We start from the raw sequence: 24,196 nt of genomic DNA, 5'->3' as shown, positions 1-24,196 counted from the left end.
GTCATGCCCCGGCTTGACCGGGGCATCCAGTACGCCGCGGCCCCTCGATTCGATCTCTGACGTCTCTGGAATACTGGATCGCCCGGTCAAGCCGGGCGATGACAGCAAGTATGAGGCGCGCGCCGGAACGACGCGCTTTTCGCGCGTCACTTCTCCCGGAACGCCCGCATCAACTGGTCGTGCAACGGCTTCAGCAGATAGGACAGCATGGTGCGGTCGCCGGTCTGGACGAAGGCTTCCGCCGGCATGCCGGGGATGAGCTTTGAATCGCCGAGCTTGGCGACCTCTTCCGCGGGCATTGACACACGGATCGTGTAGTAGCTCTGGCCGGTGCGCTGTTCGGTGGTGACATCGGGCGAGACGCGGGTGACGAAGCCGTTGAGCTCGGGCGTGGTGCGCTGGTTGAAGGCGGACAGGCGCAGCAGCGTCTTCTGGCCGATCTGGAGCTTGTCGATGTCGACCGGATTGACCTTGGCCTCGACCTGGAGGTCGTCCGCTTGCGGCACGATCAGCATCAGGGCGTCGCCGGCGGTGACGACGCCGCCGACGGTATGCACCGTCGATTGCAGCACCATGCCGTCCTGCGGCGCGCGGATGTCGACGCGGCGGAGCTGGTCCTCGGCGGCGACCTTGCGCTCGATCATTTCGCCGACCTTGTCATTGGTCTCGCGCAAGTCCTTGGAGACCTCGCTGACCATATCCTTGTCGACCTGGATGATCTGGAGCTCGGTCTCGGTGATCTTGCCCTTGGCCTGTGCGCGCGAGGCGATGTATTGCGCGCGCTCGCCGTTGAGCCGGGCGCTGTCGCGCTCCAGCTGGGTCAGACGCGAGATCTGGACCAGACGCTTGTCGTAGAGTTCGCGGACACCGGTGAGTTCGTTCTGGATCAGCGAGATCTCCTTGTCCTTGGCCTTCTCCTGCGCGGACAGGCCCTCGATCTCCTCGTTGAGCTGAAGGACGCGTTCGCGGAGCTGCGCCTTCTGGCCGGCGCGGCCGTTGACACGAACGTCGAACAGCTTGGTCTCCGCAGAGAGCAGCGCGTTGACATCAGGGTCCTTGCCCCGATCGAGCAGGGTTTGCGGGAACTCGATCTTGTCGAGGCCACGCTGCTCGGCTTGCAGTCGCGCCGTGCGCGCCTGCGCTGCATCGAGATTCTTGGTGACGATGGCGAGGTTCGCCTTGGTGACGGTGTCGTCGAGCCGCACCAGGATGTCGCCGGCCTTGACCAGGTCGCCGTCGCGGGCGCGAAGCTCGCCGATCACGCCGCCTGTCGGGTGCTGCACCTTCTTGACGTTGGATTCGACCACGATCTGGCCCGGCGCGATCAGCGCGCCCGAGATCAGCACCGTGGACGCCCAGCCGCCGAGGCCGACGACGAGGACGAAGATGATCGCGAGACCGAGAAGCAGATGAAACCGGATCGAGTCCCGCACGGTCCGCTTTGCGGCAGGCTTGCCACCGATCGCCATCGTGCTCATGCCTTGGCTCCGCCTTCACTGACGATCTTGATCGGCGCCGGCGGCGTCACGCGCGGCTGGAGCACCTGGGCGAGCACCTGCTCCTTCGGCCCGAAGGCCTGCATGCGGCCGTCACGCAGCACCAGGATCTGGTCGACCGCCTCGACGCCGATCGGGCGATGCGCCACCACGATGACGATGGCGCCGCGGTCGCGCGCCGAGCGGATCGCGCGGGTCAGCGCCTCGTCGCCTTCGGTGTCGAGATTGGAGTTAGGCTCGTCGAGCACGATCAGGAACGGATTGCCGTAGAGCGCGCGCGCCAGCGCCACGCGCTGCGCCTGGCCTGCGGAGAGCGCGGTGCCCTGCTCGCCGACCTGCGTGTTGTAGCCCTCGCGCATCTTGATGATCATCTCGTGCACGCCGGCTTCCTTGGCCGCCGCGATGATGCCGTCCGAGGTCGCCTCGGGATCGAAGCGGCCGATATTCTGCGCGATGGTGCCGCCGAACAGTTCGACGTCCTGCGGCAGATAGCCGATGTGGCGGCCGAGGATGTCGGACGACCATTGGTCGAGCGCCGCGCCGTCGAGCCGCACCTTACCACGGACCGGGTGCCAGACACCGACCAGCGCACGGATCAGCGAGGATTTGCCGGAGCCGCTCGGTCCGATCACGCCGAGGCCGTTGCCGGCGGCGAGCGCGAAGGTGACGTCCTGCACGATCAGGCGCTGATCGCCCGGCGGCACCATGGCGATGCCTTCGACCGAGAGGCGGCTGGTGGGCGCCTGCAATTGGGTCGGCATCGTCTGCGCCGGCATCTGCTCCAGCAGGCGGGTGAGGCGCTGCCAGCTCTGGCGGGCCGCGACGAATGATTTCCAGTGCGCGATGGCGAGATCGACCGGCGCCAGCGCGCGGGCGGACAGGATCGAGCCGGCGATGATGATGCCGGCGGTCGCCTCCTGGTGGATGACGAGATAGGCGCCGACCGCGAGCACGGCCGATTGCAGCATCATGCGCAGCACTTTTGCGACCGCGCCGAGGCCGCCGGCGACGTCGCTGGCACGCTGGTTGCCGTCGAGATATTTTTCGTTGGCCTCGCTCCAGCGTGCGTTCATGCGGCCGGTCATGCCCATCGACACCATGACTTCGGCGTTGCGGCGGCTGGAGGCGGCGAGATCGTTGCGCTGGGCGGCAAGGCCCATCGCCTCTTTCGCCGGCTGGCGGGACATGAACTCGGTAACCACCGTCAGTCCGACCAGGATGATGGCGCCGATCAGGGCGGTGACGCCGATCATGACGTGGAAGGCGAAGCAGATGGCGAGATAGAGCGGCAGCCAGGGCAGATCGAAGAACGCGCTCGGGCCCATGCTGCCGAGGAAGGAGCGGACATTGTCGAGGTCGCGCAGCGGCTGCAGGCCCTCGTTGCGGTTGCCGACCAGCAGCGGCAGGCGCACGACGGTGTCGAACACACGCTTGTTGAGGGCTTCATCCAGCGCGGTGCCGATCCGCCCCAGGATCCGGTTTCGGATCATGTCGAGCACGCCCTGCGCCATGTAGAGGAAGCTGGCGAGGATGATCAGGCCGACCAGGGTCGGAACGCTGCGGCTCGGCAGCACCCGGTCGTAGACCTCCAGCATGAAGATCGACCCGGTCAGATAGAGCAGGTTGATCATGCAGCTCATCAAGCCGACGCCGACGAACGCCGTGCGACAGGCGCGCAAGGCGTCACCGAGCTCTGAACGGCGGACGCCATGGAGGGCTGCCATCAGTCTGATCTCTTTCAGATGAGGGGCCAAGGCCCCTGATTTCACAGGCGGTTCAGGGGTACTCGCCCCGGATTAACAACGCGTCTCCCCAGCGGCCGACGCTGCCGAATTCATCCAGAACCCCGAGGCGCCACATCACCCCCTGACGGCCCCGCACGCAAGTCCGGTATTTCACAGTCTTTGCGGCTTTTTATAGCAGAGATCGCGGCCTCTCCCCAGCAGGGGAGAGGCGAAATATTCCGTCTCGACGAGCCAATGTGACGTCAGAGCCGGCCGCCACCGCGCACCAGCCGCACCACCAGCAGCAGGATGACGGCGCCGATCGCGGAATAGATGATCTCCGAGACCAGACCGCCGCCGATATGAATGCCGAGCTTCGGGAACAGGAAGCTCGCGACGAATGCGCCGGCGATGCCGACCACGATGTCACCGATGATGCCGAACCCGCTGCCGCGCACCACCTTGCCGGCGAGCCAGCCGGCGACGAGACCGACGAACAGGATGACGATGAGGCTTTGGCCAGAAATGTACATAAGGTGAAGTCCCTCTCCATGAACGGCCCCATGGAACTGGAACCGGGATGAATGGGGTGTGAATGCTGTTCCCGCCGGCCGGGTTGCGCCTGCGGAAACAAAAAATGTCGAAAACAACCCCATGCACAGTAGAAACGCGCCCGGCCGTGTGCGCGGGGTGAACTGTGACAAGCCGGTGTTGTCGTGGAGGAATTTTAAAGGGAGGAGCGCCCCGGCTACGACGCCGCCGTCACCGGCTCCGCCAGCACACACCTTGCCGCCCGGCCCGGTCCCACGTCGACATTCGGCGGCAGTTGCTCGACGCAGCGCGGCTCGGCGAGCTTGCAACGGGGGGCGAAGGAGCAATTGTGGGGTTTTTCGGCCAGCGACGGCGGGGTGCCGGGGATGGTTTCGAGGCGGGCGCCTCGCTTGGCGCCGTGGACCGTCGAGGCGAGCAGGCCCTTGGCGTAGGGATGCACCGGACTACGGACGATGTCGCGCAAGGTCCCCTGCTCCACGATCTGGCCGGCATACATCACCGCCACGCGGTCGCAGATTTCGATGGCGACACCGATGTCGTGGGTGACGAAGATCACGGACATGCCGAACTCGCGTTGGAGTTCGCGCAAGAGCAACAATATCTGGATCTGCACGGTGGCATCGAGCGCGGTGGTCGGCTCGTCCGCGAGCAGGATTTTTGGACGACAGGCGAGCGCGAGCGCGATCATCGCGCGCTGGCGCATGCCGCCGGACATCTCGTGCGGATAGGCATCGAGGCGGCGCTTGGCCGAGGGAATGCGCACGACCTCGAGCATTTCGAGCGCGCGCGCCCGCCCCTCCGCATAAGACTTGCCTTCGTGGCGGACGACGCTTTCGGCAATCTGCGCGCCAATGGTGTAGACCGGGTCGAGCGCGAGCGCGGGTTCCTGGAAGATCATCGAGACGGTCTGGCCGCGGAACGACGACAGCTGCTCGTCATTCATGGCGAGCACGTCGCGGCCCATCACGTTGACCCTGCCCGTAATCTGCGTGCGCTTGCGCGGCAGCAGCCGCATCAGCGCACGCAGGGTCACGCTCTTGCCCGAACCGGACTCGCCGAGCAGGCCCAGCACCTCGCCATCCCCGAGCGAGAGATTGAGATCGTTCACGGCATAGACCGTGCGCTCTCCGGTGAAACGGATGTTGAGGCCTGAGATGTCGACGAGCTTTGTCATGACGGCAGTTTGGGTACCCGGTCGTGATAGTCTGTGACGCGCTGGAATGCGGCGCCGATGGTAAGCAGGGTCGCTTCATCGAAGGAGCGGCCGATCAGCTGCATGCCGACCGGCAGGCCGCTTTTGGTGAAGCCTGATGGAATCGTCAGCGACGGCAGGCCGAGATAATTCACCGGACGGGTGAACAACGTCAGCCGCTGCACCATGGCCGGCGCGTTCGGTCCGCCGCCGACATCGCTCTCCTCGATCGTCGGCGCCGGCACGGGCGAAGCCGGCGCAAGGATCGTGTCGACGCCGGCCGTGGCCGCATTGTGCGCGGCAAGCGCGGGACCGCGCCAGCGCATCGCCTCGAGATAGGTAATGGCGGGAACGGCAAGACCGTTCTGCAGCCGCATCAGCACCTGCGGGCCGTAATCCTGCGGACGCTCGATCATCCAGCGCTTGTGGAAGGCGGCAGCTTCCGCCGCGAGCACGAGCTGGCTCGCCGAGGACAATTGCCGCTGGTCCGGCAGCTCGACCGTGACGATGTCGGCGCCCTCGCGCTTGAGCACCGCGATGGTCTCGTCCAGCACGCGCGCGACCTCGCTGTCGAGATCGTCGACATAGAACGACGAGGGCACGCCGACCTTGAGGCCCTTCAGCGAGCCCCTGGTTGCCGCAACATAGTCCGACACCGGCTCATGGCTACAGGTCGAATCCGCAGGATCGGCGCCTGCCATCAGCGCCAACAGCAACGCGCAGTCTTCAGCGGTGCGGGCGAGCGGGCCGACGGTGTCGAGCGATTGCGACAGCGGCATCGCGCCGGCGCGGCTGACACGGCCGACGGTGGTCTTGAGACCCGTGACGCCGCAGAAATGCGCGGGCATGCGGATCGAGCCGCCGGTGTCGGAGCCGAGCGCCGCATAGGTCAGGCGCGCTGCGACCGAGGAGCCGGAGCCCGAGGACGAGCCGCCGGTGATATGCGCGACGTTCCAGGGATTGCGCACCGGCCCGTAATGGGCGTTGTGCCCGGTCGGACCGTAGGCGAACTCTGCAAGGTGCAGCGTGCCGAGGCGGACCTGGCCGGCATCCTTCAGGCGCTGCAAGGCGGTGGAGGTCACCGTCGGAACGAAGTCGCGCCGGATCAGCGAACCGCAGGTCGAGACGTGGCCGGCATCGTAATACATGTCCTTGTGCGCGAGCGGCACGCCATGCAGCGGACCGCGGCTATTGCCCTTGGCCAGCTCGGAATCGGCGGTCTCGGCCGCCTTCAGCGCCGCCTCAGCCTCGATCGACATGAAGGCGTTGAGATGCGGTTGCCATTGCGCGATGCGATGCAGCAGCGCGCGCGTCACCTCATGCGAGGACAGCTGCTTCATCGCGATCGCACGCGCGACCTCGGTGAGCGTCATCAAGGCAGGCTCACGGCTCATTTCGACACCTTCTGCGTCTGCGCGATCGGATAGAGCGCAGGCTCGAGGTCGAACGGCAGCGTGCCGGCGATGGCCTCAAAGCCTTCGAAGGCAGGTCCGATGGAGCTGGAGATGCGGGTCGCGATCTCGTCGTCCACGGGGACGCCCGCGACCTGCGCGATCGGCTTGATCTCCTTCGGTGTCGGTCTCGTCATGCGGTTTCCTCTGCGGGCGCGCGGCTATGGCCTGAACCCGGAATTGCCATGTAGCACGCGGCCTCGTGGCCCATTCTATCGACGGCCGTGAGCTTTGGTGCTGCATTTGCGCAGAGCGGCTCCGCAAACGCGCAACGGGTGCGGAAGCGGCAGCCCGGGGGCGGATCGATCGGATTGGGCGGATCGCCCGTGATCGGCGGCTTCTCGGTGCGGCGATCGGGATCGGAGGACGGCATCGCAGCGAGCAGCGCGCGCGTGTAGGGATGCGCGGGGCTATCCCAGACCCGGTCGACCGGGCCGAGTTCCACGACCTCGCCGAGATACATCACCAGCACGCGGTCCGAGATGTAGCGGACGACATTGAGGTCATGGCTGATGAAGAGATAGGTCAGGCCGAACTCGCGCTTGAGATCGGCGAGCAGATTGAGCACCTGCGCCTCGACGGATTTGTCGAGCGCGGAGACGGCTTCGTCGAGGATCACCAGGCGCGGCGACAGCGCCAGCGCACGCGCGATGTTGACGCGCTGACGCTGGCCGCCGGAGATCTCGTGCGGATAGCGGTTGGCGAAGTTTGCAGGAACCAGGCCGACCTTGCCGAGCAGCTCCCGCGCCAGCGCACGCGCCGCGCCGTCCGCCATGCCGTGGACCTTGGGGCCGAACGCAATCGATTCCTCGATGGTCAGACGCGGATTGAGCGAGGCGTAGGAGTCTTGGAAAACCATCTGCATGCCGCGGCGCAACTCGCGCAGCGACAAGGACTGGCCGACGGTCATGCCGTCATAGATGATGTCGCCGGTATCGCGCGGCATCAAATGCATCAAGAGGCGCGCGGTGGTGGACTTGCCGCAGCCGGACTCGCCGACGATGCCGACGGTCTCACCCTTCGCGACGGAAAAGGAGACGTTGTCAACGGCGCGCACGGTGCGCTTCGCCGCGAACAGGCCGCCGCGCACGGGGAAGTGTTTTGTCAGGCCACTGACCTGCAGCAGCGGCTGCGCGACGCCGCCGACGTCCTCGACCGGCTCCAGCATTTCAACGAATTTGTTGCTCTCGCTCATGGCTAATTCCTGATGTCCATGGCGCTGCGCAGGCCGTCCGAGAGCAGATTGAAGCAGATCGAGACCGCGAAGATCATCGCGCCCGGCAATGCTGCGACCCAGGGATTGACATAGATCGCGGTGCGCAAGGTGTTCAGCATCAGCCCCCATTCCGGCTCCGGCGGCTTGGTGCCGAGCCCGAGGAAGGAGAGGCCGGCGGCCAGGATCATCGAGACCGAAATCAGGCTGGTGGCGTAGACGAAGATCGAACCCAGCACGTTGCCGAGAATGTGGACGCGCATGATGGTGAAGGGACCGGCACCTGACGCACGCGCGGCCTCGACGAAATCCATGTTGCGCACGCCGGTGGTGACGCTTTCGGCGACGCGGGTGATCTGCGGCACGAACACGACCGTCAACGACACGATGGAATTGAGAATGCCGGCGCCGAGCGCGCCGGAGATCGCGATCGCCAGCAGCACGGAGGGGAAGGCATAGAACACGTCGATCGTGCGCATGATCGCGGTGTTGAGCTTGCCGCCGACATAGCCGGCGACGAGGCCGAGCGAAGTACCGATGCAGAACGCGAGGATGACAGGCAGAATGCCGATCACCAGCGACAGCCGGCCGCCATAGATCAGCCGCGCCAGCATGTCGCGGCCGAGCTCGTCGGTGCCGAGCGGGTAACCCACCGTGCCGATGTGGCGGAGGCGACGGATCATCGAACCCTTGTAGGGATCTTCGAGACCGAGCCATGGCGCGAGCACCGCGGAGAGGAAGATCAAGAGCAGCACCAGCGCGCAGGCCATGCTGACCTTGTCGCGCCGGATGCGGCGGCCGACGGTCGCCCAATAGCCCCGCGCCTTGGTGGCAGGCGCGGCCTGCAGCGCGGCATCGGCGGTGGCTGACAACGGAAGCTCGCTCATCGGCTGGCTCCCGGTCGATATTGATGCAATCGGTGCAAGCCAAGGACGCGGTGCACCTCGCCCGCTTGCGGGAGAGGTCGGCGCGAAGCGACGGGTGAGGGTTTTCTCCTCTGGGGGGGTCTCGCGAGCGGAGACACCCTCTCCCCAACCCTCCCCCGCAAGCGGGGGAGGGAGCGCACCTTTTGCTTGGCTACAGCTGGGCTCATTTCATCAGCCCCGCTTGATGCGCGGGTCGATCGCGGCTTGCGCGATGTCGACCAGGAGATTGAGGAAGACGAAGAACAGCGCCAGGATCAGGATCGTGCCCTGCAGCAGCGGCAAGTCGCGCTGGAAGATCGCCGAATTCAAAAGGAAGCCCGAGCCCGGCCAGGAGAACACGGTCTCGATCAGGATCGAGCCGCCGAGCATGTAGCCGAGCTGAAGCCCCATCACCGCGAGCGCGGTGGGCGCGGCATTCTTGATGACGTGGCGGAACACGCCGGTTTCGTGCAGGCCTTTTGCGCGGAGAGCCTCGACGAAATCCTGGCTGAGGATGTCGCCGGTCAGCGCGCGCACGGTGCGCGTGACGATGCCCATCGGGATCACCGAGGTCGTGATCGCCGGCAGCACGAGATATTGCAGATGCGCCCAGTCCCACGCCCAGGCCGCGGACCCGCCGGGTCCGGCACCGACCGCGGGCAGCCAGTTCAGCTGCACCGAGAAGATGATGACCAGCACCATGCCGAGCCAGTAATGCGGCACGGAGACGCCGGCGATGGCAAAGGAGGTTGCGACCTTGTCGATCCAGGTCTCGCGGAAATAGCCGGCGATCAGGCCGAGCAGGATGCCCATGGTGAAGCCGATGATGGCGGCGGCAATCGCCAGCGTGACGGTGTTGCCGACCGCGCGCATGACCTCCGCGAGCACGGGGCGGCCCGTCGCGATGGAGTTGCCGAGATCGCCATGCAACGCGCGCATCAGCCAGAGGCCGAACTGCACCGGTAGCGGGCGGTCGAAACCGTAGGCCGCGCGCAATTGCGCGGCAAGCTCCTGCGAGGCATCCGCCGGGAGCACCGCGACGAGTGGATCGCCCGGCGTGATGTGCACGAGCAGAAAGCACACCAGCGCCACGCTGATGACGATGGGGATGACATAGACGATGCGTCTGGCGATATAGGCGAGCACTTGGTTCTTTCTTCCTTCTCCCCTTGTGGGAGAAGGTGGCGTAGGCCGCCTTCGGCGGCCGTTCTTAAAATCGACGCTGAAGCGAAGCCACCCTCTCCCACGAGGGGAGAGGGTGCATCGAGTTCGTGGCTAGCGCCACACTACTTCATCGACACCAGCGAGAAGTCGATGAACCAGCTCTTCGGCTGCACGACGCCCGTCACCTTCGGGCTGATGGCGCGGGGGCCGACGTCGTGGGCGACGTAGAGGAAGGCGGCGTCGTCCACCGAGGCCGCGTGCAGCTCGGCGAGCGCAGCGTCGCGCGCGGCGGGATCGAAGGTCTGGCGGGCCTTCTTCACCAGCTCGTCGAACTTGGGATTGTTGTTGAAACCCCAATTGTTCGAGACCGGCGGCGCCATGCTCGATTGCAGGAAGCGCACCAGCGCGAAGAACGGATCCATCGCCGCATAGGTGACGTTGGTCGCATTCGCACCGTTGGCAGAGGGATCCTTGGCGCCGCGGCGCCAGTTGGTGAACAGCGTATTCCACTCGATGACGTCGAGCTTCACGTCGAAATAGCATTCGGCGAGCGCTTGCTGAAGATATTCGTTCATCGGCAGCGGCTGCATCTGGCCCGAGCCGGAGGCCGAGGTCTGGGTCTTCACCTCGAGCTTCTTGTTCGGACCGTAGCCGGCCTCCTGCATCAGCTTCTGCGCAGCCGCCTTGTCATACTTGATCTCGAAGGTCGGCTTGCCGCGCCAGGGATGGCCGGGCTCGAAGGTGCCGGTCGCGGGCACCATCAGGCCGGCGAGCAAGCCGTCCTTGAGGCCCTCGCGATCGATGCAGAGATTGGCGGCCTTGCGCACGCGGATGTCGTTCCAGGGCGAGCCCTCGATGCGCGAGAACTGCCAGGGCCAGACATGCGGCTGCTCGTTGGCGTAGAGCTTGAAGCCGCGCTGCTTCAATTCGGGCAGAGCGTCCGGCGCGGGCGCCTCGACCCAATCGACCTGTCCGGAGAGCAGCGCCGCAGTGCGCGCATTCGCTTCCGGCATCGGCAGGAGGATCATCTTGTCGACCTTGGGCACGCGCGCCTTGTCCCAATAGGTCGCGTTCTTGACCAGCTCGAGCCGCTCACGCGGGGTAAAGCCCGCCATCTTCCACGGGCCGGTGCCCGAGGCGTCCTTGGCGAACGCGGTCCATGCGGCTTGCGACTTCGCCTTGGCGTCGGCGCCTTCGGCCTTGTCGTAGAAGGCCTGCCACTTCGCCGGGCTCGCCATGAACAGATTGGTGAGGTTGATCGGCAGGAAGCTGTCGGGCTCCTTGGTGGTGAGCTCGACCGTCATGTCGTCGATCTTCTTGGCGGAGGCCAGCGTCGGCATGCGCGACGCGGTGACGCCGACCTGGCTGGCGTCGAACTGCGGCGCGTCCTGCTTCAGCACCTTCTCGACGTTCCACACCACGGCGTCGGCGTTGAACGGCGAGCCGTCATGGAAGGTCACGCCGGGACGCAGCTTGAAAGTCCATTTGGTCTTGTCGGCATCGTCCACCTTCCATTCGGTGGCAAGGCCGGGGATGACAACGCTCGCCTTGTCGGCAGAGGACAGGTCCCAGCCGGTCAGCGCGTCATACATGGTGAGGCCGGTGAAGCGGTTGCCTTCAAAGCCCTGATCGGGCTGGCCCAGCGTGCGCGGAATATCGGCAGCAGTCATGCCGATGCGCAGCACGGTGTCGGCGCTCGCGACGCGCGGCCAGGCGGCCACCGTCGTCAGGGCCAGCGCCGCAATCAGTGCCGCGCGCGTCGTCGTCTTCATAAGCATCGCCTCAATCCTTTTCGGCTTTCGATGACTAATTTTGATGCAATCGTATGCAATGGCTATGCCAAGGAGAAACTTATTCTGCAAATTGCCCCTGCGGCGACAAGTCCTTGTGACGGGGCGGGTGCAAGCGCCCTGTTCTGCCTATTCTGGCATCAAGCTTGCAAGTTTAGCTCCGAATGTTCTCCCTGGAGCTTTGGGCCAATGCGTATCCGTCTATCGACCTGTCTCGCCGTGCTTGCGCTGGCGGCTTCTGCAATCCCGGCGCGCGCCGAAACGGTGGTGCGCTATGGCATCTCGATGGCGGATATCCCGCTGACGACCGGCCAGCCCGATCGCGGCGCGGGCGCCTATCAGTTCACGGCCTACACGATCTACGATCCGCTGGTGGCTTGGGAGATGGACGTCGCCGACCGGCCCGGCAAGCTGGTGCCGGGCCTCGCGACCGAATGGAAGGTCGATGACACCGACAAGAAGAAGTGGCGCTTCAGCTTGCGCAAGGACGTCAAGTTTCACGACGGCAGCGAGTTCAACGCCGACGCCGTGATCTGGAATTTGGACAAGGTGCTCAACGACAAGGCGCCGCAGTTCGACAAGCGGCAGAGCGCGCAGGTGAAGACCCGCCTGCCCTCGGTCGCCAGCTACGCCAAGATCGACGATTCCACAGTGGAGATCACCACCAAGGCGGTCGATTCCTTCTTCCCCTATCAGATGCTGTGGTTCCTGGTGTCGAGCCCGGCGCAATACGACAAGCTCGGCAAGGATTGGGACAAGTTCGCGAGCCAGCCCTCCGGCACCGGCCCGTTCAAGCTGACCAAACTGGTGCCGCGCGAGCTCGCGGAGCTCAGCAAGAACCCCGACTATTGGAACAAGAAGCGCATCCCGAAGGTCGACAAGATCGTTCTGGTGCCGATGCCGGAGGCGCTGACGCGCACCAATGCGCTGCTTGCCGGGCAGGTCGATCTGATCGAGACGCCCGCGCCGGATGCCGTGCCGCAGTTGAAGGCGGCGGGCATGAAGATCGTCGACAACGTCACGCCGCATGTGTGGAATTATCACCTCAGCGTGCTGCCGGGTTCGCCCTGGACCGACATCCGCCTGCGCAAGGCGCTCAATCTCGCCATCAACCGCGACGAGGTCGTCGGCCTGATGAATGGCCTCGCAAAACCCGCCAAGGGCCAGGTCGACCCGTCGAGCCCGTGGTTCGGCAAGCCGGCCTTCGAGCTGAAATATGATCTGGCTGCCGCGAAGAAGCTGGTCGAGGAGGCCGGCTACTCCAAGGCAAAACCGCTGAAGGCCACTTTCATCATCGCGCAAGGCGGCACCGGCCAGATGCTGTCGCTGCCGATGAACGAATTTTTGCAGCAGAGCTTCAAGGAGATCGGCATCGACATCGAGTTCAAGGTGGTCGAGCTCGAGACACTCTACACGCATTGGCGCAAGGGCGCGGCGGACGAGATGAACGCCGGCATCACCGCCAACAACATCGCCTATGTCACTTCGGACCCGCTCTACGCCATCGTCCGCTTCTTCGCCTCCGACCAGATCGCGCCCGTCGGCGTCAACTGGGGCGGCTACAAGAACCCGAAGGTGGATGCGCTGATCAACGAAGCCAAGCAGACCTTCGACACCGCCAAGCAGGACGATCTGATCGCGCAGGCGCACGCCCTGATCGTCGACGACGCCGTGCTGGTCTGGGTCGTCCACGACACCAACCCGCATGCGCTGTCGCCGAAGGTCAAGCAGTTCGTGCAGGCGCAGCACTGGTTCCAGGACCTGACGACGATCGGGACGGAGTGAGGCGGATACCGGTGTCGTAGGGTGGGCAAAGCGTAGCGTGCCCACCACCTCTCCATACGGCGCGAGATCGTGGGCACGGCGCTTTGCGCGCCTTTGCCCACCCTACGGGAGCTATATTTGAAGCTCGCGCGTCAAACTCAACCGTCGTCCCGGGCAAGCGAAGCGCAGACCCGGGACCCATAACCACAGGACGTCGTTTGGCGACGGCTCGGAGTTACCAACTCGCGCCGCACTTCTCCCTGTGGTTATGGGTCCCTGCGTTCGCAGGGACGACACCTTTGGTGTAGCAGCAGCGCAGCGCCTCACATCTACTTCGTCAGCAGCGCATACGCCCCGTTCCAGCCTTCCGCCGGCGGATTGAGCTGGAAATCCCTGATGCGCGCTTCGTAGAGGTTGAACAGCTTTTCCAGCGTGTCGGCGTCTTCGCTCTTGCGGCCGCGCTCGATCGCATCCAGCGCGCCCAGCCAGTCGCGGCCACGATAGCAGCCGAGCATCTCGATGGTGATGTTGCGCAGGCGCTGGAAGGCGCCCGAATGCATCACGTCCTCGCGGCCGGCGATGGCGTAGATCACCTCCGGCTCGCTCTTGCCCTTGACCATGATGAAATCGAGCTCGAGGATCGCGAACTTGTCCTTGGCCGCAAGCGCGGTGCTGGATCCGACGATGATCGGGAAACCGTATTCCTTGGTCTGCCCTTCCAGGCGCGACGCCAGATTCACGCAGTCGCCGAGCGCCGTGTAGTTCTTGCGCAGATCGGAGCCCATGTTGCCGACCACGCCGATGCCGGTGTTGAGCCCGATGCCGACATTGAGCGGGATGTAGACGTGACCGCCGTCGGCAGCCTCCTCTTCGCGCTCCTTGTTCACCTCGTCGATCTTCTCCAGCATGCCGACCGCGGCCTCGCATGCATTGATCTCGTGTTCCTTGTCGTCCACCGGCGCATTCCAGAACGCCATGATGGCGTCGCCCATGTATTTGTCGACGTAGCCCTTCCGCTCGAGGATCACGTTGGTCAGCGGGGTCAGGAAGCGGTTCATCAGGGCGGTCAGGCCTTGCGGGTCGCGCTTGTAGCTCTCCGAAATGGACGTGAAGCCGCGCACGTCGGAGAACATGATCGTCACGTCACGCTCCTCGCCGCCCAGGACGAGCTTCTCCGGCGTGAGCTGCTCGACCAGCGCCGGCGACAGATATTGCGCAAACATGCCGCGGATTTCCTTCCGCTGCCGCTGCTCGCGCACGAAGCTCGCGAAGATCAGCGTCAGATAGACCGCGGTGGTCGAGAGCAGCGGATAGGTGAAGTCGATAAGGTAGCGGTACTGCGCGTAGAAGAACCAGGACACGCCGACCAGGATGGCGGCGAACGTCGCGCCCGCGAGCACGAGGCGCACGGGGCCGAGGTTCGGCGTGAAGATGATGACGAGCAGGCCGATGACGAGCGCGGCGATCAGCTCGACGCCGAGCCCGTAGTTCGGCTGGGAGATCACCGCGCCGCTCAGCACGCTTTCCAGCACCTGGGCGTGGATCTCGACCCCGGGCATGGCCCGGGACACCGGCGTGGTCTTGATGTCGTTGAGCCCGACCGCGGAGGTGCCGATCAGCACCAGCTTGCCGGCGATCTTGTTCTGCGGCGCGGTGTTGTCGAGCACGTCGGCGGCCGAAACGTAGATCGACGGGTCCTGGCGGGCATAATGCACCCAGAGCTGGCCGTTCCTGTCGGTCGGAATCTCCATGCCCTTGAGGCGCACGGCCCTGATGCCGGTCTTGTCGGTCCGCACCAGCAGCGTCGGCGTTCCCGTGGCGACGCGGAGGATCTCGAGGCTGAGCGAGGGCATGATGTTGCCCTGGGCTAGCAGGATCATCGGCACGCGGCGGATCAGTCCGTCGCGTTCGGGCCTGATCGTGAACAGGCCGCGGCCCATGGCGACCTTCTCGATGACCGGCACGTTGCGCAGCAGGCCGGGGAATTCGAACAGGAAGCGTTCGGCGCCGTCCTCGCCGACCGTCGCGACGCCGGTGAAGGGCAGCGACTTGTCGATCTCGGACGAGATCGCCCGCTGCCCGGTTTCGCCCAGCACGACGCGCGAGCGCTTGATCGCCTCCGAGAGAATCTGGTCGTTGCTCGGCAACTCGCGAAGCCTGGTGCGGGTGGCCTCATCCAGAGAGCGCATCTGGTCCGCGACCTGATCGGGATTGAGACGGTCGGCCTCCGAAAACACGACGTCGAAACCGATCACCACCGCGCCGTTTTTGGTGAGGCTCTCGATCAAATCTGCGATCCGCGTCCGCGGCCACGGCCACTGCCCGAGCTTCGCAAGGCTCTTGTCGTCGATGTCGACGATGACGACCGGCCGCGCAGCCTTGTGGCGCGGGTCGATCAGCTGAAACATGTCGAAGGTGCGCAGCCGCAATTCCTGCACCGGCGGCGGATCCCAGAGACGGATGCCGGCAAAAACGATCAGCAGCGCAAGGCACATCAGCCGCGCAAAGCCGAACTTCATCGCAAACCATCGCCGCCAGATCTTGAGACGTTTCATGGGGGTTGGATATCACGCTTTTGCGGCGAACGGCAGCGCGGATCGGATGAGCGGGCGATCGCGTCACCCATCAGGCATGGACGATGAAGTCACTCGCCTGGACGTGAGCGACACCCTTCAGGAGAATGGTGTCCGTGGTATTGATGGCGATCAGGGTGTCGCCGGAGTTTGTCGACGAGGCGTGCTGCGCGATCCATGCGGCGTCGATATCGGTCGTCACCACGCTCGTCAGATCGATGTGGTCCTGATCCTGGGTGAAATTCAGGATCGTATCGTGGTTGGAGTGCGCCGCGAATACGAACTGATCCTGATAGTTGGTCCCGAACAGCACGTCCTTGCCTGTCGTGCTGGTGAGAGTCACCGGACCCTGTTCGCTCAGGTTGAAGATCAGATTGATCTTGTCGGTCGCACCATGGCTGTCGGTTACGGTGACCGCGACCATATCGGTGGCAGGGCCCTCGCCCGGCTCGGAATAATTCACAGTCAGAGCACCGGAATTCAACGAAGCGCTTGCATCGCTGTCAGATTGGGCCACAGCCCCGACGGTGAACGTCTCATTGGCATCGGCATCCGTAACAGACAGGCCGCTGACCGTTACCTGATTCTCGACTTGCCTGACGCTGACCTGATCGGTGTTGATGACAGGCGCATCGTTCGCACCAGTTACATCCACCGTGATCTCCGCCGTGGCGGCGGCGCCATGCGAGTCCGTGGTCTGGACCGTGAACGTATCCGTGTGGCCGCCTGCCGACAGCGCGTTGATCGCGGCGGCATTCGGGGCGTAGCTATAGCTGCCGTCGGCATTGACCGTCAGCGCCCCATAGAGGCCTGCGGCCGTGCCATTACTGTCCGCGTTCAGGACGGCATAGGTCAGCGTGTCGCCCGTGTCGACATCGACCCCGGCCAGGTGCCCCATGAGATTCACGAAGGTATCTGGGGCGGCCGTGTCCGTGAACTTGCCGATATTGACATCGGCGAAGGTCGGCGTGTCGTTGGCGCCGGTCAGGTCCACGGTGTAGGCCGCCGTGGTGACTCCACCGTGCGCGTCCGAGACCTGGACCGTAAAACTATCCGAATAATGGGAGCCGTCCGGCAGTGCATTGATCGACGCAGCGTCGGGCACGTACGTGTAGCTGCCGTTGGCGTTGAGCGTCAGCGTGCCGTATTGGCTCGTGACCGAAGCCACCGCGAGGTGATCGGCATTCAACAGGGCGTAGGCCAGCGTGTCGCCAGTGTCGACATCGGTCGCGACGACATGTCCCGTGAGATCGGAGAAACTATCCGGGGATGCCGTATCGGAGAGCGCCCCGAGGCTGCCGGCCGACAAGACCGGCGCATCGTTCGCGCCTGTCACGTTCACCGTGAATGTCGCGGTGCCGATGGCGCCATGGGCGTCCGTGGTCTGGACGGTGAAAGTATCGATGAAGTCGCCTGCCGACAGCGCGTTGATCGCGGCCGCATCGGGGACGTAGCTGTAGGTGCCGCTGTCGTTGACCGTCAGCGCGCCGTAATGGCCGGCGAGCGTCGTCACCGCGGTTGTCCCATCGAGAACGGCATAATGCAGCGTCGCGGTTTCGCCGTGATCGACATCGTTTCCAGCCAGCGTCCCCATGATATCGGAGAAACTGTCGGGCGCGGCAGTGTCCACGAGTGGATCCGTGCTCACCGCCGCCAGCGTCGGCGCGTCGTTCTTGCCGCTGATGGTGATCTCGACATCGGCCATCGTCTTCTGGCCCTGGCCGTCGTCCAGCGTGATGGTGGACACGACCTTCGCGGTCTGGTTCTGGCCTAGGAAATCCAGCGCGCTGTCGGCGACCGAGTAGCTCCAGCTGACCGTGCCGTTGTTCTTGCCGGTCTGCTGAATCGCCAGCGCCTGTTCGAGTGCGGTTTCCTGGCCCGTCAACGTCAGGTGTGTCGTGCCATCGGCGTCGAGCCACGTCACGGACTGGCTCGTGATCGTCGCCGTCGGACGATCGGTCAAATCGATATCGGTGAAAGCCACCGAGCCGGTCGCCGCAGGCGTCGGATCTGACGCGCCGGAGCCGGTGGTGTTTTCAAGCTCGGAGAAGCTCGCCGCCAGCGTCGCTCCGGTCGCGGTAAAGGCCGGCGCATCGTCGACCGCATGGATCGTGATCAGCGTATGACCATTCTCGTCGCTGCCCGCAAAGTGGGTGTCGCGATAATCTCCGACGAGGGTCAGGCTGATGGTGTGGCCATCGTCGCCGGTGACGGTCAGCACGCCACCGCTCGCGGGAGCGTCGGCATTGGGGACATAGACCGCGCTGGTGCCAAGCCCCCACTTGATCATGGTCAGGTCGATCTTATCGTTCGCGGACAGCTCCGCGATCGAGCCGCCAAAATCCGTCGTATCGATCTCAAGCTCGGCGCCGGCACCGGCGAGCGTGATCGTCTGCGACACCGCGCCCTTGACCTCGAGCGTTGCGTCGGCATCGACGATGACGGAGCCCGTGGCCGAGCCCGACAGCGAGCCGAACAGCGTCAGCGTCCCGGTATGAACCTCGAGCGAGCCGGTATCGGTATTGGTGATGTCGCCGGTGATAGTCGCCGTGCCCCAGCTGTCGATGTGGCCGGCGTTCTCGATGCTCAGTCCGTTCCCGGAGATCGACCCGCCATGCAGGTCGATGGCGCCATGATTGACGATCGTAGACGCATTGCCGAACACGCTCGTGCCGGCAACCGTCCAGGTGCCGCCCGCCTCGTTGTTGAACAAGGCGGTAGCGACCGAGATGTTGCCGTTGATATGGCCGGTGTTGTTGATGGTGATGGCGCCGCCGGTCTCGACGATCGCAATGGTCGAGGACGTCACCGTGCCGGCATCGGAAGGGCCAATGGTGCCCGAATTGTCGATCGTCGCCGTGCCGCTCGCGTTCTCCTGGATCAAGATCGCAGCAACGCCATTGGCGCCGACCACCGAGCCGTGATTGGTGATGTGCGTCGAACCTGTCGCGTCCGCATCGTCCTGGTCGATATTGATGCCGGATGAGCTTGTGCCGGTGACGTGCCCGCTATTCGCAACGGTGATGGTGACGTCGCCGTCACCGTGGGAGACGACATCGAGGCCGACCGCGCCGGACACGCCGCCGCCGATGGTTGCCGTAATGTCGCCCGCCCCGTTCGCGCCGTCGTGCAGCACGATGCCGTTGCCGGCGAGGCCGGTGATAGCGCCGACCGTGGTCAGCGAGATGTCGCCAATGCCGTTCTGGGTGACGACGATGCCGTCGGTCGCGCCGGTCAGCGCGCCGCTCGGTGTCAGCACGACGTTGCCGTGGCTGCCGGCCGTCCCGCCCGATGCGGTGAAGGCGAGCGCGGCGCCCTTCCCCGAATTGATGTCGGCGTCGCCGGTGACGGTGAAAGTACCGCCGGTCGTGGACTGGCCGGCGATGGTGCCGGTAAAATTGTGGCTGGTCTTGTCGAGTTCGAGCGTATTTGTGCCGCCGGCGAAGCTGACGGTCTGCTCACCCGCACCGCCAAGCGCGAGCGTCGCCTTGTCGTCGATGATGAGCGTGCCAACGCCGGTGATGCCGCCGGACAGGTCGAGCGTCCCGTCCTGGACTTCGATGATGCCGGTGTTGGTGACGCTGCCCGTGACCGTGTTGCTGCCAGTGCTGTAGAGATTGCCGGCATTGGTCAGGCTGCCGCCGTTGATCACGACGTCGGTCAGATAGAGTTTTGAGATGCCATCGACCGCGATCGACCCGCTGCTATTGGCGATGGTGGCAGTGGTCAGCTTCAACGTGCCGCCGGCCGCCGCTTCGATCAGGCCGTGATTGGTGATGGCGTGCAGGACGCCGGGATCGATCGTCAGCGTGCCGCTGGTGACTGAGACGGTGCCGGTGCTGGCTACGCTCACGTCAGCGTCGTCGACGGCGCTCGTCCCGGTCGATTCCAGCGTGCCCGCGATCGTCACTGTGCCGCCGTCGATCGTTGCCCCGACGAGATCGAGCGTCGAGCCGGACTCGACCGAGACCGTGCCGCTGGTGTTGGTCACCGTCATCCCGATCAGCTTCAGCGTACCGTCGTCTATCGCGGCCAGCGTACCGGTGTTGGTGACGGCCTGGTGGTCGATGTCGAGCTCGGTACCCTTCGCCTGAAGCGTGCCGGCATTTGCGATGGCGGCCGAGCCCGTAGCGGCAAGTGTCAGCAGGCCGCCAACCGCCTCGAGCAGGCCGTTGTTGGTGACGGAAACATTGGTGACCGTCGTCGTGCCGGTCGAGTCCAGCGTGCCGGAGACGTTCAGCGCGCCCCCGGTCAGGCTCGCACCGTTCAGTGTCAGCTTCTTGCTTGTATCGACACCGACGATGCCTTGGTTGGTGATCGCGGCGTTCGCAACGGTGGCGTCGCCGAACGTCAGCGTGACCCCGCTCTCGACCGTCACGGCACCTTTGTTCAGCGTCGCGTTGCCGCCGACCTTGCTGTTGCCGGTGACGTCGATCGTGCCGCCCAGCGCGCCGCTGAAATTGTTGATGGTGCCGCCGATGATCTCGGTGCCGGACAGCGTCAGCGTCTGGCCATCATCGACCTTGATAACGTGGCCGGTGTTGGTGACGATATCGTTGAGAAGCGTCGCAGCGCCCGCGATTTCCAGCGTGCCGGTATTGGTGATCGCCCCCTTGGACGCGGCAGACGCGCCCTGAATCGTGGCACCGTCCTTGAGCTTGACGGTATTGGCGATCACAACGCTGGATTTGTCCGTGATCACCGTGCCGGAAACGGTAACGCCGTCCAGCGTCAGCGCGGCATCGGCGGTGATCGTGCTGATGCTGACCGCGGCCCCGCCGTCGATCTTGCTGGCGCCGGTGACGTCGATCGTGCCGGCGCCCTTGATGACGCCGCCGCTGATCGTGGCGGTGTCGAGCTTCAGCGCGCCAGTGCCGTCGACGATGACATTGCCGCTCGCATTATCGACGGTCGAGCCCAAGTCGATCGCGAGCGCGCTGTTGGCGAGCACTTCGATGACGCCGACATTGGTGACGGTCTCGTTGCGCAGCGCATTGCCGGTACCGCCGGCTTTGAGGCTGGCGTTGTTCTTCAGGACGCCGTTGCTCAGAACCGCATTGCCGGTGAGATCGAGCTCGCCGTTATTCGTGATCGTACCGACGCTCGGCCCGGTCGTCACGATGAGCGTACCGTCGGTGCTGTCGCTCATGCCGGCATTGAGGACATGCCCGTAATAGCTCGCTCCACCGTCGATCGTCGCGCCGTTGACGGTCAGCTTGCCGCTGGCATCGACGGTGATCGCGCCGTTATTCGTGACGCTGGAGCTTTGGTCGATGGTCAGCCAGCCATTCGCCAGCACCTTGATCGTGCCGGTGGAGGTGTTGGAGACGGTCTGATGGGCGAACTCGGCGGTGCCCTTGACGTTGACGATGCCGTAATTATTCAGCGTTCCGTTTTCGATCAGGCTGGTGCCATCGAGCTCCAGCGTGCCCAGAATCATCAGGGTGCCGCCGTCGACCGTCGCGGTATCGACGATCAGCGTCGTACCGATTTCGTTCCTCAGTGTGCCGCCGGCATTGTGGATCGTCGCCAGCGTCTTCAGCGTGCCGCCGGAAAGCTCGATCGTGCCGGAATTGGTGATGGTGGTACCGACAGCGAAGTCGCCGCCGCCCGCGAGCGTCAGCCAGCCCGCATTGGTGAGCACGCTCGTGCCCAGGATCTCCGCCTTGCCGCCGACAGACATGGTACCGGTCGCGGCGTTGGTGAGGATCGAGTCCGCACCCATGTTGAGCGCGCCCGCGATCGTCAGCGAAGCCTGAACAATCACCTTCGGCGGCGGGCCGCCGAAATCGTTCATGGTGATCGACTTCGCATAAGCCGCGGTGTCGATCGTTACCGGATAGGACGGCGTCAGGCCGTGCAGCTGATCGGTGATGACGATGACGTCGTCGCTGATGGTCGGGACCGTGCCGGTCGCCCAGTTGGCCGCGTCCTTCCAGAATCCGCCGGGGGGAACGCCCGGCTTGTTGGTCGCGATCCACACCACCGCGGGCGCGTCGGTGCCCGTGATCGTGACGGTGATGGTCTGCTGCGAGGTGGCGCCCTGCGAATCCGTCAGCGTCACGGTGTAGACCAGCGTCAACACCGCGCCCTCGGGGATGAAGTCGGCGAGGTAGACCGGCAGGTCGGCCAGCGACCAGTTGATCGTGCCGGTGCCGTCCCCGGTGCTGTCGGCGCCCGACGCGATCGCCACCGACATCGCACTCTGGAACGCCGCGAGCGGGCCGGGCGGCACGGTGCCGTCAGGCAGGGTTGCGCTCGTCAGCGCCACCGACACCGTATGCTTGTCGGTGAGATCGACGTCGTCGAAATTCAGTGTGCCCGTCGTCGGCACATCGCTGGTGAGCGGACCGCCCGGCACGCTGGTGCCGCCCTCGAAGGTGATGACCGGAACGCTGGTGGTGATCACCGGCTTGTCGTTGGTGCCGGTGATCGTGATGGTGATGTCGATGTACGAAGATTCGGGGTTGACCGAGAAATTGTTGTTGATGCGGACCTTGTAGGTCAGCGTCAGCGTTTCTCCGGCCGCGAGGAAGTCGAAGACGTGGTCGGGAATCGTGTAGGTCCAGATTGCCGAGCCGTTGTTGCTGTTGGCGCCGTCGGCGGAGACGTTGATCTGGATCTGCGTCGCCGCGATGTCCTGCTTCTGCAGCGCGGAGAGCGTGCCGGTGACGTCCTGCTGGCCGGCGCTCTTGTAGACGTAGTTCGGTGCCTCGCCGACGCTCACCGACACGGTCGGCCGGTCGCCGAGGTTTTGATCGACGAAAGTGATCCGTCCGGAGACGGTGTCGGAATGTGCAGTGTCGCCGGTCGTGTCGGCGCGCTCGGTCAGCGCGAATGCCGACTTCACGTTGCCGTTGAGGTCGAGGCTGCGCGAATCCGGTGGCCCGGGAACACGGTTGCTGGTCCCTGGATTGTGACCAGGCCCCTCTGACCCCTGCGAATTGAGGTTCGTGAAGACCGCTGTGGCGCTGTAGCCGTTCAGGGTCTTGAACATGATACCATCGCTGGTCGGCGTGATGGTATCGGTGAAGTTCGTGGTCAGCTTGGTGTTGGTGTTGTTGTCGGTGAACTTCAGCGTGAACACGTCGGTGATCAGCTTCTGAATGTCCGGCGACATCAGCGCATTGGAGATCGAGACGTTGCCGCCGCTGATCTGGATCATCTGGCCGGCCTGATTGACCGTCGCGATCGGCAGCAGCGTGACCTTGTCGAACAGGATGTAGGAGCCCGTCGTGCCGTTCGGCTCGACCAGCACCTGGAAGCTCGCCTGCGGCTGCGGATCGCCGCCGCCGGCGGGAACGACGAAGTTGATCTGGGTCAGCACCGCCGTGCCGCGGATGCCCATGGTGGCGACCGGCGTGTCGATCTTCATGTCGCCGTGCTTGGCGGTCTCGCCGGCGACGAAGGTGATGGTGCCCGCGACGAGGCTGAGCAGCGAGGAATTGCTCGACCCGTTGGGGTCGTAGACCATCTCGTTCAGCACCATCCGCGCATTGGAGGACAGGCCGAACACGGTGCCGTCGATGAAGGTGATGCCGAGCGTCGAGTCCGCGCCGGTCGAGACCACGTCGCCCTTCTCGACATTGTCGCCGTTGTTCAGGATGACGGAGACGCCGTTGCGGACCGCGGTCGCGCTGCCGGAGAGCTTGGTGACGTGGCCGATGACCTGGGCGGCGGCGATGCCGCCTGCGGCCTGCGCATATTGCACATGGCCGGTGAGAGCGTTGACGATGTCGCCGGTGAGGTGCGCACCATCGGGCGACGCGAGCGCCGCGCGCTTGTCGCCCCTGAAATAATCGTGAACGACGAACTCGTGCCCGTCGTGGGACAGCACGAGGTCGAGACCCGTGCGCTTGAACTCGCCGTTGAAGATCAGGTTCGGGTCGGGAACGACGACCGCGCCGTCGGGCACATGACCATGCGCTTTGGCGGTAAAGGAATCGACATGGGTATAGACGGGCGAACGGGAACCCTGGCCGTCCAAGGGAATCGCGGCGTCAAATTTGCCAGCGTAATTCAACCGGGCACCGTAAAAAGGGTTAAAATCTAAGTAAGTATCGACCGCCTAAGCTTGCATAGCATTACCAAGTCCTTAGTGAAACCATCTATTGCTTGTGTGATTTCGCGTCACTTGGCGGTGGGAGCCCCTGCCGGGCGACAGGGTTACAGAAAAACAGAAGTATATTTTCGAATATTTTGAAGTCGAACTCGTCCCATTCACGCGCATTTCCAGTCATCTAGAGTAATCGATCCCACAAATCCGGCAGCGGATACTTGTGTCATCTTTTCTTCGTAGTGCCCCGCAACATCCTGCGGCAAATACGGAGTTAAATCTGTGACCCAACTAACAGAACCCGTGAAAAAGCGGG

The 24,196-nt window shown here is 64.5% G+C and carries 13 protein-coding genes; 1 reads left to right on the top strand and 12 read right to left on the bottom strand.

Going from position 1 to position 24,196, the window contains the following annotated elements; translation table 11 throughout:
* Nucleotides 1-146 precede the first annotated feature (146 nt).
* The 10 genes from AB7532_RS03940 to AB7532_RS03895 form a co-directional block, all read right to left on the bottom strand.
* Nucleotides 147-1,478, bottom strand: a complete 1,332-nt coding sequence (locus AB7532_RS03940) for an HlyD family type I secretion periplasmic adaptor subunit (protein WP_441233524.1) — start codon at nucleotides 1,476-1,478, stop codon at nucleotides 147-149.
* Nucleotides 1,475-3,220, bottom strand: coding sequence for a type I secretion system permease/ATPase (locus tag AB7532_RS03935; protein WP_441233523.1), 1,746 nt, complete (start codon nucleotides 3,218-3,220; stop codon nucleotides 1,475-1,477). The genes AB7532_RS03940 and AB7532_RS03935 overlap by 4 nt, the downstream gene beginning before the upstream one ends.
* Before the next feature lie 263 nt (nucleotides 3,221-3,483).
* Nucleotides 3,484-3,753: a GlsB/YeaQ/YmgE family stress response membrane protein gene (locus AB7532_RS03930; RefSeq protein ID WP_441233522.1), complete on the bottom strand. Its 270-nt coding sequence runs from the start codon at nucleotides 3,751-3,753 to the stop codon at nucleotides 3,484-3,486.
* A 215-nt stretch (nucleotides 3,754-3,968) separates the two neighbouring features.
* Nucleotides 3,969-4,946, bottom strand: coding sequence for an ABC transporter ATP-binding protein (locus tag AB7532_RS03925; RefSeq protein ID WP_441233521.1), 978 nt, complete (start codon nucleotides 4,944-4,946; stop codon nucleotides 3,969-3,971).
* Nucleotides 4,943-6,358, bottom strand: a complete 1,416-nt coding sequence (locus AB7532_RS03920) for an amidase (protein WP_441233520.1) — start codon at nucleotides 6,356-6,358, stop codon at nucleotides 4,943-4,945. The genes AB7532_RS03925 and AB7532_RS03920 overlap by 4 nt, the downstream gene beginning before the upstream one ends.
* Complete coding sequence (locus AB7532_RS03915) at nucleotides 6,355-6,552, bottom strand: hypothetical protein (protein ID WP_028157233.1); 198 nt, start codon at nucleotides 6,550-6,552, stop codon at nucleotides 6,355-6,357. Before AB7532_RS03915 ends, AB7532_RS03920 begins: the two co-directional genes overlap by 4 nt.
* The gene (locus AB7532_RS03910) at nucleotides 6,549-7,610 is read right to left on the bottom strand and encodes an ABC transporter ATP-binding protein (protein WP_441233519.1); all 1,062 of its coding nucleotides are present in this window, start codon (nucleotides 7,608-7,610) and stop codon (nucleotides 6,549-6,551) included. The genes AB7532_RS03915 and AB7532_RS03910 overlap by 4 nt, the downstream gene beginning before the upstream one ends.
* A 2-nt stretch (nucleotides 7,611-7,612) precedes the next feature.
* Nucleotides 7,613-8,515 carry an ABC transporter permease gene (locus AB7532_RS03905; protein WP_441233518.1) on the bottom strand — a complete coding sequence of 301 codons (903 nt, stop codon included), beginning with the start codon at nucleotides 8,513-8,515 and terminating at the stop codon, nucleotides 7,613-7,615.
* 210 nt (nucleotides 8,516-8,725) lie between these two features.
* Complete coding sequence (locus AB7532_RS03900) at nucleotides 8,726-9,679, bottom strand: ABC transporter permease (RefSeq protein WP_441233517.1); 954 nt, start codon at nucleotides 9,677-9,679, stop codon at nucleotides 8,726-8,728.
* Between the two features lie 140 nt (nucleotides 9,680-9,819).
* Nucleotides 9,820-11,475 (bottom strand): ABC transporter substrate-binding protein, encoded by a 1,656-nt coding sequence (locus tag AB7532_RS03895; RefSeq protein ID WP_441233516.1) that lies wholly within the window; start codon nucleotides 11,473-11,475, stop codon nucleotides 9,820-9,822.
* Nucleotides 11,476-11,676: 201 nt separating this feature from the next.
* On the opposite strand from AB7532_RS03895, the gene AB7532_RS03890 reads away from it, so the two are divergent.
* Complete coding sequence (locus AB7532_RS03890) at nucleotides 11,677-13,272, top strand: ABC transporter substrate-binding protein (protein WP_441233515.1); 1,596 nt, start codon at nucleotides 11,677-11,679, stop codon at nucleotides 13,270-13,272.
* Nucleotides 13,273-13,580: 308 nt separating this feature from the next.
* Here AB7532_RS03890 and AB7532_RS03885 read toward each other — a convergent pair whose 3' ends face one another.
* Nucleotides 13,581-15,806, bottom strand: coding sequence for a CHASE2 domain-containing protein (locus tag AB7532_RS03885; protein WP_441233514.1), 2,226 nt, complete (start codon nucleotides 15,804-15,806; stop codon nucleotides 13,581-13,583).
* A 70-nt stretch (nucleotides 15,807-15,876) separates the two neighbouring features.
* The gene (locus AB7532_RS03880; RefSeq protein ID WP_441233513.1) at nucleotides 15,877-23,847 is read right to left on the bottom strand and encodes a VCBS domain-containing protein; all 7,971 of its coding nucleotides are present in this window, start codon (nucleotides 23,845-23,847) and stop codon (nucleotides 15,877-15,879) included.
* Nucleotides 23,848-24,196: the final 349 nt, after the last annotated feature.

Origin of the sequence: Bradyrhizobium sp. 930_D9_N1_4 (genome assembly GCF_052076015.1) — a bacterium.
In the GTDB taxonomy this organism is placed as follows: domain Bacteria; phylum Pseudomonadota; class Alphaproteobacteria; order Rhizobiales; family Xanthobacteraceae; genus Bradyrhizobium.
The sequence above is the reverse complement of the archived record's forward strand: the minus strand, read 5'-3'. Positions and strand labels throughout refer to the sequence as shown.

Excerpts from the sequence above, each read along its gene's own strand:
- AB7532_RS03940 (WP_441233524.1), bottom strand. The coding sequence starts at position 1,478 with ATGAGCACGATGGCGATCGGTGGCAAGCCTGCCGCAAAGCGGACCGTG.
- AB7532_RS03935 (WP_441233523.1), bottom strand. The coding sequence starts at position 3,220 with ATGGCAGCCCTCCATGGCGTCCGCCGTTCAGAGCTCGGTGACGCCTTG.
- AB7532_RS03930 (WP_441233522.1), bottom strand. The coding sequence starts at position 3,753 with ATGTACATTTCTGGCCAAAGCCTCATCGTCATCCTGTTCGTCGGTCTC.
- AB7532_RS03925 (WP_441233521.1), bottom strand. The coding sequence starts at position 4,946 with ATGACAAAGCTCGTCGACATCTCAGGCCTCAACATCCGTTTCACCGGA.
- AB7532_RS03920 (WP_441233520.1), bottom strand. The coding sequence starts at position 6,358 with ATGAGCCGTGAGCCTGCCTTGATGACGCTCACCGAGGTCGCGCGTGCG.
- AB7532_RS03915 (WP_028157233.1), bottom strand. The coding sequence starts at position 6,552 with ATGACGAGACCGACACCGAAGGAGATCAAGCCGATCGCGCAGGTCGCG.
- AB7532_RS03910 (WP_441233519.1), bottom strand. The coding sequence starts at position 7,610 with ATGAGCGAGAGCAACAAATTCGTTGAAATGCTGGAGCCGGTCGAGGAC.
- AB7532_RS03905 (WP_441233518.1), bottom strand. The coding sequence starts at position 8,515 with ATGAGCGAGCTTCCGTTGTCAGCCACCGCCGATGCCGCGCTGCAGGCC.
- AB7532_RS03895 (WP_441233516.1), bottom strand. The coding sequence starts at position 11,475 with ATGCTTATGAAGACGACGACGCGCGCGGCACTGATTGCGGCGCTGGCC.
- AB7532_RS03890 (WP_441233515.1), top strand. The coding sequence starts at position 11,677 with ATGCGTATCCGTCTATCGACCTGTCTCGCCGTGCTTGCGCTGGCGGCT.
- AB7532_RS03885 (WP_441233514.1), bottom strand. The coding sequence starts at position 15,806 with ATGAAACGTCTCAAGATCTGGCGGCGATGGTTTGCGATGAAGTTCGGC.